10 protein-coding genes are annotated in these 12,402 nt (G+C 32.7%); 8 read left to right on the forward strand and 2 right to left on the reverse strand.

The genetic code is table 11. From position 1 onward, the window contains the following. The first annotated feature begins 178 nt into the window (after nucleotides 1-178). Both AAYQ05_RS13440 and AAYQ05_RS13445 read left to right on the forward strand, forming a co-directional pair. A complete protein-coding gene (locus AAYQ05_RS13440; RefSeq protein ID WP_343543996.1) occupies nucleotides 179-631 on the forward strand; it encodes a DUF1569 domain-containing protein in 453 nt (150 codons plus the stop codon). A 61-nt stretch (nucleotides 632-692) separates the two neighbouring features. After that, entirely contained in the window at nucleotides 693-1,079 is a 387-nt protein-coding gene (locus AAYQ05_RS13445) for a nuclear transport factor 2 family protein (RefSeq protein WP_343543997.1), read from the forward strand. Between the two features lies 1 nt (nucleotide 1,080). On the opposite strand, the gene AAYQ05_RS13450 is transcribed toward AAYQ05_RS13445, so the two are convergent. Both AAYQ05_RS13450 and AAYQ05_RS13455 read right to left on the reverse strand, forming a co-directional pair. Then, nucleotides 1,081-1,725 (reverse strand): endonuclease III domain-containing protein, encoded by a 645-nt coding sequence (locus tag AAYQ05_RS13450; protein ID WP_343543998.1) that lies wholly within the window; start codon nucleotides 1,723-1,725, stop codon nucleotides 1,081-1,083. A 49-nt stretch (nucleotides 1,726-1,774) separates the two neighbouring features. Then, entirely contained in the window at nucleotides 1,775-2,641 is an 867-nt protein-coding gene (locus tag AAYQ05_RS13455) for an alpha/beta hydrolase (RefSeq protein ID WP_343543999.1), read from the reverse strand. 115 nt (nucleotides 2,642-2,756) lie between these two features. Here AAYQ05_RS13455 and AAYQ05_RS13460 point away from each other — a divergent pair, with 115 nt between their 5' ends. The 6 genes from AAYQ05_RS13460 to AAYQ05_RS13485 all read left to right on the forward strand — a co-directional run bounded on the left by AAYQ05_RS13460 (nucleotide 2,757) and on the right by AAYQ05_RS13485 (nucleotide 12,395). After that, on the forward strand, nucleotides 2,757-4,184 hold the full coding sequence (locus AAYQ05_RS13460) for a glycogen synthase (protein WP_343544000.1): 1,428 nt from the start codon (nucleotides 2,757-2,759) through the stop codon (nucleotides 4,182-4,184). Further along, nucleotides 4,174-5,454, forward strand: a complete 1,281-nt coding sequence (locus tag AAYQ05_RS13465) for a glucose-1-phosphate adenylyltransferase (RefSeq protein WP_343544001.1) — start codon at nucleotides 4,174-4,176, stop codon at nucleotides 5,452-5,454. Before AAYQ05_RS13460 ends, AAYQ05_RS13465 begins: the two co-directional genes overlap by 11 nt. A gap of 85 nt (nucleotides 5,455-5,539) precedes the next feature. Beyond that, the gene (gene glgB, locus AAYQ05_RS13470) at nucleotides 5,540-7,444 is read left to right on the forward strand and encodes a 1,4-alpha-glucan branching protein GlgB (RefSeq protein ID WP_343544002.1); all 1,905 of its coding nucleotides are present in this window, start codon (nucleotides 5,540-5,542) and stop codon (nucleotides 7,442-7,444) included. A gap of 202 nt (nucleotides 7,445-7,646) precedes the next feature. After that, nucleotides 7,647-10,046 (forward strand): glycoside hydrolase family 31 protein, encoded by a 2,400-nt coding sequence (locus tag AAYQ05_RS13475; RefSeq protein ID WP_343544003.1) that lies wholly within the window; start codon nucleotides 7,647-7,649, stop codon nucleotides 10,044-10,046. 84 nt (nucleotides 10,047-10,130) lie between these two features. Beyond that, the gene (locus AAYQ05_RS13480; RefSeq protein ID WP_343544004.1) at nucleotides 10,131-10,940 is read left to right on the forward strand and encodes a M48 family metallopeptidase; all 810 of its coding nucleotides are present in this window, start codon (nucleotides 10,131-10,133) and stop codon (nucleotides 10,938-10,940) included. 150 nt (nucleotides 10,941-11,090) lie between these two features. Further along, nucleotides 11,091-12,395 (forward strand): MFS transporter, encoded by a 1,305-nt coding sequence (locus AAYQ05_RS13485; RefSeq protein WP_343544005.1) that lies wholly within the window; start codon nucleotides 11,091-11,093, stop codon nucleotides 12,393-12,395. Nucleotides 12,396-12,402 lie beyond the last annotated feature (7 nt).

Genomic DNA, 12,402 nt, shown 5'->3' on the forward strand with positions numbered 1-12,402 from the left:
ATTGGTAGACACGCTGGACTTAAAATCCAGTGAACAGCAATGTTCGTGCGGGTTCAAGTCCCGCTCTGAGTACTAAAACTTCAATTAGCTTTTGCTAGTTGAAGTTTTTTTTTGGATTAAATTGAGATCAGCCTCTAAATTTTATATTTTTACTTTATTATTATAATATTTATAAACTATGCAAAATGTTTTTCTTAAAGAAGATTGTGATCAATTTATAAATAGAGTGAATCAGCTTAAATCTGATTCTAGGCCACTTTGGGGAAAAATGTCTGTTGATCAGATGTTGGCTCACTGTAATGTTACATATGAAATGGTTTATGATAATATTCACCCAAAGCCGAATGTTTTAATGAAGCTTCTTCTAGAACTATTGGCTAAAAACAAAGTAGTAAGCGAATCGCCTTATCCAAGAAATCTTAGTACGGCTCCGCAATTTATTATTAAAGGAGATCGTGATTTCGAACTGGAAAAAAGCAGGTTAATTTCCTATATTCTAAAAACTGAAGAATTAGGAGAAAAAGAGTTTGAAGGAAAAGAATCTCTTTCATTTGGTAAACTATCATCTAAAGAGTGGAATAATATGTTTGCAAAACATTTGGATCATCATTTTTCTCAATTTGGCGTTTAATATTTTAGGACTATGAGAACTTACACAATTATCTTGCTTTTTCTTTTCGGATTGTCTTGTAATGCTCAAAAAACAAGATGTTCAAAAATGCATTGAGGCTTTTTTTGAAGGATTTCACCAGAGAGATTCAGTAAAGATAAAATTAGTTTGTGCAGATAAAATGATATTACAGTCCATTAGCGAAAATGCTGTTAAAGGAAATAAACTTACTAATGAAAGTGCAAAAGAATTTTACAAATCAATTGTAACAATTCTAGAAAAATTAAAGTTCCAGGAAAAAATATTGAGTTATTCTATCCAAATTGATGGAGCTATGGCGCATGTTTGGACTCCGTATGAATTTTATATAAATGATAAACTTAGCCACACTGGAGTGAATGCCTTTACATTGTTTAAAGAAAAAGATTCTTGGAAGATTATTTATTTAATTGATACTAGAAGAAAATAGTTTAGATGACTTCTGTTTGGTAATAGAGACAGATATCAGCTAAAAGACATTCAATACATTTTGGTTTTGGTCGGCAAGTTTCTCTTCCTAGAAAAGAAATTGCCATTCCTATTTCTGACCATATATTTTTTGGCAAAATCTGCATTAAATCTTTTTCCACTTTATTTCCGTCTTTGCTTTCTTTTATTATTCCAATTCGTGGAGCAACTCGAATAACATGCAAATCTGCAATAATTCCTTCAGCTGGTTTATTTGTTTCTCTTAGAATAACATTTGCTGATTTTCTTCCAACCCCTTTTAGAGCAGTTAAACCGGACATTGTTAACGGAATATTTGCGTCTTCTTTAATAGTTTTTGCAATATCTAGAATCCATTGTGCTTTTGTGGTATAATTTCGAACTTTAGTAATGTGAGATGTGAAAGTTTCTATATCGGTTTGTGATATACTTTTTAATGTTGGATATTTCTCAAATAAATTTGGTGCTATTTTATTTATATTAGCATCAGAATCTTGTGCAGAGAGAATAACCATAACAAGCAATTGATAGGTGTTTTTGTATTCTAACGGATGCTTCTTGCCTTTATATTTTTCTAAAATTGGATTCAATTTAGTTTCCCAATTCTCATCTTCACTAAATAAATTCATCTTGCTTTAGATTTAAAATATTGATAATTAGTTTTTTATAGAGATAAAATTAAGCATTTTTAATAAAATCTAAAATCTTTTTAATGACATTCTGATTTCCTAAAATTTTTCTATGCCCAAGCCCCTCAGTTAAAAATAAAGAACCGTTTTCAAGATTTTCATGGATATGTATTCCTGCTTTGACAGGAACTTCAGGATCATCTTTATCGTGCATAACTAAAACAGGAATTTTGACTTTTTGCGCAGCTTTATAAGCTGAAAAATCGTCCATTTTAACTTTATAAATATCTTCGAAATAATTTCTTAGATGATAGCTAATTTCTTTTTTTAACCCAAGCTTAAAAGTAAATTCATCCAAAATATCCTGAACAATATCTCCACTTCCAATAACAATTGCTTTTTTAACTTGAAGTCCATCTTTAATTGAATTCAAAACCGACATTCCTCCCAAAGAATGTCCTATAGCAATTTCAAAGGGACCAAATTGTTTTTCGATTTCTAGAATAGATGCTATAAATTCAGACATTATAGTTGTTGAACCTTCTGATTTTCCATGAGCAGGAGCATCAAAACTAACAGTTGAATAACCATATTTTAAAAGTTCATCAGCAATTTTAAAAAGCTGAGTACCTCTTCCTGACCAGCCATGGACTAATAATACCTTAAGTTGACCTTCTCCGTACAAATAAGTCACTACACTCTTACCGATGGCAGGAACATAAATTAACTTTTGCTCGCTTTTGGTATCCATTTCCAATTCACGTTTTGGAACTTTATGCTTTATAGGTGTTGTAAAGATCTTTGCTGCAAATTTTGTAACCAATTTTGTGGATATAAATGCGCAAATTTTCGCAGAAACTATGATAATAGTGGGAATTTTTAATGATTTAGTAGGATTGTTTGCCTTTTTTGCCATTTCAATAAAACTTATTTAAAAGAAGGATTTTACTTGTTTTTTTGCTAAATTTAAAAAACATAAAAGTAGTATATAAATGATTGCTTCTTATTATAATCGTAAATTAATTTCTTAAATGGAAATATTTCATATTAGTGCAGAATGCTACCCTGTGGCAAAGGTGGGTGGTTTGGGAGATGTTGTAGGTGCGTTACCAAAATATCAGCAATCTGCTGGACATAATGTTAGAGTTGTAATTCCTTGTTACGATACTAAGTTTAAGCACGAGAATAGTTTTGAATGTGTTCATTGGGGCACAGTTACATTAGGAAACTTTAATTTTCCATTTAGCGTTCTAAAGGAAACAACAAATAAATTAGGCTATGAATTGTATCTAATAGAAATTAATGAATTATTTGATCGACCAAACGTTTATGGTTATGAAGATGATATTGAAAGATTTTTGTCTTTTCAAATTGCTACATTAGATTGGATTATAGCTCGTAACAAAGTTCCTAATATTATTAATTGTCATGACCATCATACCGGTGTTATTCCGTTTTTATTGCAATTCGCCTACAAGTATGAAGTTTTAAAAAATGTAAAGACGGTTATAACAATTCATAATGGACTTTATCAAGGATGGTTTGGATTTGATAAACTCTATTATCTGCCAGAGTTTGATTTAAGACATGTTGGATTTTTGGAATGGAATAATTCTATAAATTCTCTTGCGGTCGCGATCAAATGTGCAGATGCTGTGACTACAGTTTCTCCAAGCTATTTAAACGAAATAAATATTTCTGCGAATGGATTAGAATCACTCTTTAATTCTGTTCGAAATAAATCAAGAGGAATTTTAAATGGAATTGATATTGAAGTTTGGAATCCGTTGAAGGATCAAATGATAGCAGAAAATTATTCGATTGAAGATTTTGAAGTAGGAAAACGAAAAAATAAAGATAAGCTATGTGAAGAGTTTGATTTAGATTCTTCGAAACCATTATTTAGTTTCATTGGCAGATTGTTTGAAGAAAAAGGAGGTGATCTGCTTCCGCATGCTTCTGCTTTGGCTTTATCTGAGCATTTCGAAGAAATTAATATTTTGATTTTAGGTTCAGGAAATTCAGAAATAGAAGCGCAATTGACTCAGCTTCGAAATGATTACAAAGGAAATTACAATGTATTTATTGGTTATAATGAAGAATTAGCACATCTGATTTACGCAGGTTCAGATTATATTTTAATGCCTTCAAGAGTTGAACCTTGTGGTTTGAATCAGATGTATGCGATGCGTTATGGAACAATTCCGATAGTGAGAAGAACAGGAGGATTGCGAGATACGGTTATTGATTTTGGAGACGAAGGAAACGGAGTTTGTCATGATCAAGCTTCTGTGGCTGATATATGCTATTCAATAAACCGTGCGGTTAGGTTGTATGAGGATAAAATAAAATTCAATAAAGTTTTAAAAAGAGGAATGTCAGCAGATCATTCCTGGGAAAGTGTTTGCAAAGAATATATCGAAATATACAACTTAATAATTCAGCAAAATGAAATTTAAAAAGAAAAATGTAGTTGCCATTATTTTAGGAGGTGGACAAGGTTCACGTTTATTTCCATTAACAGAAACTAGATCAAAACCGGCGGTTCCGATTGGAGGAAAATATCGTTTAGTCGATATTCCAATTTCGAATTGTATCAATTCTGATATTTTTAAAATATTTGTTTTGACACAATTTAATTCAGCATCTTTGAATGCTCACATCAAAAACACTTTCAATTTTAGCATTTTCAGCCAGTCTTTTGTTGATATTTTGGCAGCAGAACAAACTCCAGACAATCCAACTTGGTTTCAGGGAACAGCGGATGCAGTAAGACAATGTATGTCACATTTTTTGAAGCACGATTTTGATCACGCTTTGATTCTATCAGGTGATCAATTATATCAAATGGATTTTAACGAAATGCTAGAAGCGCACATTGCAGCCGATGCAGAAATTTCTATAGCAACTTTACCTGTAAATGCTAAAGATGCTCCAGAATTTGGAATCCTTAAAACGGATCACGAAAATAATATTCATGCTTTTATAGAAAAACCGAATGCTTCATTGTTGCCAGAATGGGAGTCTGAGGTAAGCGAACAAATGCAAGAAAAAGGCAAAAAATACCTGGCTTCAATGGGAATTTATATTTTCAATAAATCACTATTGGAAGAATTAATGGCAGACCAGGAAACTAAGGATTTCGGTAAAGAAATTATTCCGCAATCTGTTGGGAAACATAAAATTTTAAGTTATCAATATGAAGGATATTGGACAGATATAGGAAATATTGAATCTTTTTTTGAAGCAAATATTGGTTTAACAGCGGATATTCCAGAATTTAACTTATTTGATAACGAGAATAAAATTTTTACAAGACCAAGATTGCTGCCACCTTCTAAATTTAGAAATTCGATTATCAATCAATCTTTAATTTCAGAAGGCTGTATTATTAATGCCAAAGAAATTAAAAGCTCTGTAATTGGAATTCGTTCTAGAATTGGCGAAGGAACTGTTTTGGAAAATTGCTACGTTATGGGGAACGACTTTTATCAGGATCTTGACGAATTAAATCATGAAAGCAGTATTAATAAAATTCATGTTGGAATAGGTGAAAACTGCTTTATTAAAAATGCTTTGGTTGACAAAAATGTTCGTATTGGAAATAATGTACATATTTCGGGTGGAAAGCATTTAGACAATTTTACGAATGAATTATACAGTATAAAAGATGGAATTGTTGTTGTCAAAAAAGGAGTAACATTATCTGATAATTTTAGAATTGAATAAATGTTATAAATTTTAAAAAATCAAATTCCAAATTCCATCTCGAAGCTTCGGGAGTATTTTTAAATAATTGCCTTAAAAACCAAACATGACAAAAGTAATCGCACATTCTCTATTTACCGACTTTGATATTGATTTATTTAAGGCTGGAAAACACTTTAAATTATATGAAAAATTAGGAGCTCATTTAATTGAAGTAAATGGAGTTAAAGGTGTATATTTTGCAGTTTGGGCTCCAACAGCTCAATCTGTATCTGTTGTAGGTGATTTTAATTATTGGACACAAGGGGAACATCTTTTGAATGTTCGTTGGGATTCTTCTGGAATTTGGGAAGGTTTTATTCCTGATATTTCAAAAGGAACATTGTATAAATATAAAATCCAATCCAATATTAACGGGGTAATTACTGAAAAGGCAGATCCATTTGCGCTTTACTGCGAAAAACCGCCACACACAGCTTCTGTAGTTTGGGATTTAGATTATAAGTGGAAAGATGAAAATTGGATGCAGAATCGTCAGGATCATAATGCATTAGACAAACCATATTCGGTTTACGAAGTGCATTTAGGATCTTGGAAAAGAGCAGATCATAATCGCTTTTTGACTTATCTGGAACTTGCCGAAGATTTAGTTAAGTATGTAAAAGAGACAGGTTTTACACATGTTGAATTTATGCCTATTATGGAATATCCTTATGATCCTTCTTGGGGTTATCAATTAACAGGATATTTTGCGCCGACTTCACGCTTTGGTAAACCGCAAGATTTTATGGTTTTGGTGGATAAATTACATCAGGAGGGAATTGGAGTTATCCTTGATTGGGTGCCGTCACATTTTCCTGATGATGGACATGGCTTAGGTTATTTTGATGGATCGCATTTGTACGAACATCCAGATCGCAGAAAAGGGTATCATCCAGATTGGAAGAGTTTGGTTTTTAATTATGGAAGAAATGAAGTTCGCGCTTTTCTAATAAGCAATGCTGTTTTTTGGCTTCAAAATTATCATATCGATGGACTCAGAGTTGATGCTGTAGCTTCTATGCTTTATTTGGATTATTCTCGAAAAGAGGGCGAGTGGGAAGCTAATATTTTTGGCGGAAGAGAAAATTTAGATTCCATTAGCTTTCTTAAAGAGTTTAATGAAGTAATCTATTCTAATTTTACTGGAATTCAAACTATTGCAGAAGAAAGTACTTCTTTTTCGATGGTTTCAAGACCGACTTCTGTGGGAGGTTTAGGTTTTGGAATGAAATGGATGATGGGATGGATGCATGACACTTTAAAATACTTTCAAAAAGAAACGGTTTATAGAAAATACCATCAAAATGAATTGACTTTTTCGATGACATACGCGTTTACTGAAAATTTCATGCTTCCGTTTTCACATGACGAAGTGGTTTATGGCAAAAAATCTCTTATTTATAAAATGCCTGGTGACGAATGGCAACGTTTTGCAAACTTGAGATTATTGTATGGATATATGTTTACGCACCCCGGAACAAAATTACTGTTTATGGGAGCCGAATTTGGGCAGACTAGTGAATGGAACTTTGAGCAAAGTTTGGACTGGCATTTGTTGCAATATGATTTCCATTCTGGAATAAAAAGGTTGATTACAGATTTGAATCAATTGTATAAATCGCAACCAGCATTGTACGAAAAACAATTTAGAGGAGATAGTTTTGAATGGATTAATTATTCCGATCATCAAAATGCTATTTTATCCTATATCCGAAAAGGGAATAATCCGGATGAGAATCTAATTGTTGTCTGTAATTTTACTGAAGTGCTAAGAGAAAACTATAGAATTGGTATTCCTAAAAAAGGCAAGCTGCAAGAAATCTTTAACAGTGATGCCACTATATATGGTGGAAGTGGTGCTGGAAATTCTAAATCATTGAAAGCTGAATCTATTTCTTATGATGGAAGAGATTTTTCTGCAGAATTAATATTACCGCCTTTAAGTGTCACAGTATATTCTTTAATTTAATAAATTCTAGAGTCATTTTTCTCTAATGAGATTTTGTCATTTTATCGTTTCAAAATTATCATATTGTTGATTTTTTGTTTTGTAATTTGAAAGGCAATCAGAAAAAACGTTTTCGTTAATAAACCTTTTATTCATAGGGTGTTACCAACTTTTTTTGTATGTTTGATAGTAAAGAAAAGTTATAAATTAATTCATTGGAGATATGATTACAAACACATCATTAGAATACAAAGGCGATTTATATCCATCAAAAATTGTCTCTTATGAACATGAAGGAGATTCAATTTTCTTTAACACGGATAACAAAGTAATTTTAAAAGTCACAATTCTTCGTGATAGTTTAATCCGATTTCGTTTTACGACAAAAGGTTATTTTAGTAACGATTTCTCGTATGCAATTGATAAAACACAGCTTCATGGCTATAATTTTTTGGAACTTACTGAAGAAGAAACATATTTCCAGATTAGAACTAGTAAAGTAAAATGTAAAATCCAAAAATCAGATCTTCGTCTTTCTATTTATGATTTAAGCGATTTTCTAATTCTAGAAGACGAACTTGGTTTTCATTGGGAAGAAAGCTATGAATATGGCGGAAATATCGTGAAAATGAGTAAATTCTCTAAAGATGGAGAATGTTATTATGGTCTTGGAGATAAAGCGACTCAAATGAATCTCAAAGGCAAAAGAGTAGAAAATTTTGCTACAGACCAATATGCTTACCAGAAAGATCAGGATCCGCTTTACAAAGTTGTTCCATTCTATATTGGTCTTCATAATAAACAATCCTATGGTGTTTTCTTTGATAACACTTTTAGAACTTTCTTCGACTTTTGTCAAGAAAGAAGAAACGTTACGAGTTTTTGGGCAGAAGGTGGAGAGATGAATTATTATTTCATTTACGGGCCTCAAATGCAGGATGTTGTAACCACTTATACAGATTTAACAGGAAAACCAGAATTACCGCCACTTTGGGTTTTAGGATATCACCAGTGTAAATGGAGCTATTATCCTGAAAGTAAAGTGAAAGAAATAACCTCAAAATTTAGAGAACTTCAAATTCCATGTGATGCTATTTATCTGGACATTGATTATATGGAAGGGTTTCGATGTTTTACTTGGAATAAAAACTATTTTCCTGACCCGAAAAAAATGGTCGCTGAATTGGCCGAGGACGGTTTTAAAACAGTCGTAATTATTGATCCGGGAATTAAAATTGATAAAGATTATTGGGTTTATAAAGAAGCTTTAGAAAAAGATTATTTCTGCAAAAGGGCAGATGGACCTTATATGAAAGGAAAAGTATGGCCAGGAGAATGTAATTTTCCTGATTATACAAATCCCGTAGTTAGAGAATGGTGGGCAGGATTATTTAAAGAATTAGTTGCAGATATAGGAGTAAAAGGTGTTTGGAATGATATGAATGAGCCTGCCGTAATGGAAGTTCCTAATAAAACATTTCCAATGGATGTTCGCCACGTTTATGATGGAAATCCATGCAGTCATAGAAAAGCGCACAACATTTACGGGACACAAATGGCAAGAGCTACTTATCATGGAGTAAAACGATTTGCTTATCCGAAACGTCCGTTTGTAATTACGAGATCAGCTTATTCGGGCGCACAGCGTTATACTTCTTCTTGGACAGGAGATAACGTAGCCACTTGGGAACATTTGTGGCTTGCTAATATTCAAGTGCAGCGAATGTCAATTTCAGGAATGGGATTTACAGGTTCTGACATCGGTGGTTTTGCAGAACAGCCAACAGGCGAATTATATGCACGTTGGATTCAGTTAGGTGTTTTTCATCCGTTTTGCAGAACGCATTCTTCTGGTGATCATGGAAATCAAGAACCTTGGGCATTTGACGAAGAAGTCATTAACATAACTAGAAAATTTGTGAGCCTTCGTTATCAATTATTACCTTATTTATATACAATGTTTTGGCAATATATAGAAGAGGGAATTCCGATGCTGAAACCATTGGTTTACTTTGATCAGGATGATACACAAACCCATTATCGCAATGATGAATTTATCTTTGGAAATCAGATTTTAGTTTGCCCTATACTTGAACCTAACGCTGTAGGTAGACGTATGTATATTCCTAGAGGAGAATGGTATAACTATTGGACAAATGAGCTTTTTGTTGGAGGTAGAGAAATTTGGATTGATACTAAATTTGATGAAATTCCAGTTTTCGTAAAAGCAGGAGCAATTATTCCAAAATATCCAATTCAGCAGTATGTGGGTCAATTAGATTTTGATGAACTAACGCTGGATGTTTACTATAAAAACGGAAAAGAGCAGTCGGCAGTTTATGAAGATGCTCAAGATGGTTATGATTATAAAAAGGGGCGTTATAGTTATTTGTCTTTAAGAAATATTGGAAAGGAAAAAGAACTGATTATCCAGCTTCATAAAGAAGGAAAATATGACACTCCTTACAGTAAGTACAAAATTAATCTTATCGGTTTGCCGTTTAAAGTTTCTGAAATAGAAATAGACAACGAAAAAGTAGAATTTGATAAAATTAGTTTCCAACAAAATAATTTCTTACTAATTGATAAAGAGTTTAATGAGCTGCATATTATTGGCGAGTAATCAAATTTTGATATTTTTTTGAATTATTCTGTAAAACATTATATCTTTTTTAATCGTATTTTTGTTATAAAAATAGCGTGAATTATGAAAAAATATGTGTTTTTAGGGGTTTTTGGAGCACTTATGATAGCTTGTGCAACCAATCCAATTACTGGTAAACAAAATTTGAATTTTGTTTCGAATAGCGAATTATTTCCATCTTCGTTTCAGCAATATAGCCAGTTCTTAACAGAGAACAAAGTTATTACAGGAACAGCAGATGCAAAACTGGTAGAAACTGTAGGGTTTAAGATAAAGGCAGCTGCCGAAAAATATTTGAATTATTTAGGTCAGACGCAATACTTGAAAGATTATCGCTGGGAGTATAAATTGGTTGATAATAAAGAGGTAAATGCTTGGTGCCTTCCTGGAGGAAAAATTGTTGTTTATTCAGGAATTCTTCCCGTTACTCAAAATGAATCAGGTTTGGCAACCGTAATGGGGCACGAAGTTTCGCATGCTTTGGCAAATCACGGAGCGCAAAGAATGTCTGCAGCACAATTACAACAAATTGGTGGAGCAGCTTTAGGAGCAGCAACAAGCGGAAAATCTGAAGCGACACAGCAAATATTTGCACAAGCGTACGGAATTGGTTCTGAAGTTGGAGTAATGCTTCCATTTAGTAGAAGCAACGAAAGTGAAGCTGATAAAATTGGTTTAACTTTAATGGCAATTGCTGGTTACAATCCAGATGATGCTGTTGCTTTCTGGAGCAGAATGGCTGCTAAATCTGGAGGATCAGGTACACCAGAATTCATGAGCACACACCCGTCTGATGCTACAAGGATTGCTAATATTAAAGCATTAATTCCGGAGGCAAAAGCTATTGCTCTAAAGGTTGGAACGATAAAATAATATATAAAAAATATATTGTAAAGCTATTCTTAGGAGTAGCTTTTTTTATTTTAATACACTTCATGATTTAATAATGTATCATTTGAATAAATTCTATTTGTTTATCGCAAAAAATGGATAAATTCGTAGCCTATTAACAAAACCATTTCTATGAAAAACCTACAAAAAGGAGATAAGAAGCTTTTAAACGCTTGGGCATTTTATGACTGGGCAAATTCAGTTTATACTTTGACAATTGCATCGGCTGTATTTCCAATTTTTTACGAAGCTTTATTCAGTGATCGCGACCATTACATTGATGTTTTCGGAATGCATCTTAAAAACTCTGCTTTAATTAGTTTTATTACTGCAGCTGCGTTTTTGGTAGTTTCGTTCATTTCACCATTATTGTCTGGAATTGCCGATTATGTTGGAAATAAAAAATCCTTTATGAAATTTTTCTGCTATATGGGAGCCTTGTCCTGTATGGGGTTGTATTGGTTTGATCTTGAAAATATTTATGTCGGATTAGCATTTTATTTTCTAGGATTGTTAGGATACTGGGGAAGTTTGGTTTTTTATAATTCATACTTGCCAGATATTGCTTTTGAGGAACAACAGGACAGAATTAGCGCAAAAGGATATTCTTTAGGATATATAGGGAGTGTTCTTTTGTTGGGTATCAATTTATGGATGATAATGGGAGCTGAAAATGATACTGCAAGAATGGACGCTATGCGTTATTCTTTTGTGATGGTAGGAGTTTGGTGGATTTTATTTAGCCAATATACTTATTATTATTTGCCAAAAGGAAGTAAAGAAACAGGACAGAAACTAACAAAAGCTGTTGTGTTTAATGGTTTTAAAGAATTAAAAAAGGTTTGGGCATTATTACAAGAAAATATTCCTTTAAAGCGTTATTTAGGAGGTTTCTTTGTTTCTAGTATGGCAGTTCAAACTGTAATGCTTGTAGCAACCTATTTTGGAGCACAGGAAATTCAATGGTCTTCAAAAGAAGAAAGTACAATAGGTTTAATAATTTGTATTTTATTAATTCAAATAGTAGCTGTTTTTGGTGCTCTTCTTACTTCAAGAGCTTCAGCGAAATGGGGTAATGTTCCCACTTTGATTTTTATTAATGGTATTTGGGCTGTATTTTGTGCTTTGGCTTATTTCATAACATTACCAACACATTTTTATGTGATGGCTACTGTGGCAGGATTTGTAATGGGAGGAATTCAGGCATTATCACGTTCTACGTATTCAAAACTATTACCAGAAACAGAAGACACGGCATCATTCTTTAGTTTTTATGATGTAGCTGAAAAAATCGGAATCGTAATAGGGATGTGTGTTTATGGAATTATAGACCAGATTACAGGAAGCCCGCGTGCGGCGATTGTTATTTTGGCAATTTTCTTTATTACGTCTATTTTCCTTTTAAGAAGAGTGCATAAAAAAGACGTTTCAAATTAATGAAACG

Origin of the sequence: Flavobacterium movens (genome assembly GCF_039581425.1) — a bacterium.
GTDB lineage: Bacteria > Bacteroidota > Bacteroidia > Flavobacteriales > Flavobacteriaceae > Flavobacterium > Flavobacterium luteolum.

Coding starts and splice junctions, on each gene's coding strand:
- AAYQ05_RS13440 (WP_343543996.1), top strand. CDS start 179: ATGCAAAATGTTTTTCTTAAAGAAGATTGTGATCAATTTATAAATAGA.
- AAYQ05_RS13445 (WP_343543997.1), top strand. CDS start 693: ATGCTCAAAAAACAAGATGTTCAAAAATGCATTGAGGCTTTTTTTGAA.
- AAYQ05_RS13450 (WP_343543998.1), bottom strand. CDS start 1,725: ATGAATTTATTTAGTGAAGATGAGAATTGGGAAACTAAATTGAATCCA.
- AAYQ05_RS13455 (WP_343543999.1), bottom strand. CDS start 2,641: ATGGCAAAAAAGGCAAACAATCCTACTAAATCATTAAAAATTCCCACT.
- AAYQ05_RS13460 (WP_343544000.1), top strand. CDS start 2,757: ATGGAAATATTTCATATTAGTGCAGAATGCTACCCTGTGGCAAAGGTG.
- AAYQ05_RS13465 (WP_343544001.1), top strand. CDS start 4,174: ATGAAATTTAAAAAGAAAAATGTAGTTGCCATTATTTTAGGAGGTGGA.
- glgB (WP_343544002.1), top strand. CDS start 5,540: ATGACAAAAGTAATCGCACATTCTCTATTTACCGACTTTGATATTGAT.
- AAYQ05_RS13475 (WP_343544003.1), top strand. CDS start 7,647: ATGATTACAAACACATCATTAGAATACAAAGGCGATTTATATCCATCA.
- AAYQ05_RS13480 (WP_343544004.1), top strand. CDS start 10,131: ATGAAAAAATATGTGTTTTTAGGGGTTTTTGGAGCACTTATGATAGCT.
- AAYQ05_RS13485 (WP_343544005.1), top strand. CDS start 11,091: ATGAAAAACCTACAAAAAGGAGATAAGAAGCTTTTAAACGCTTGGGCA.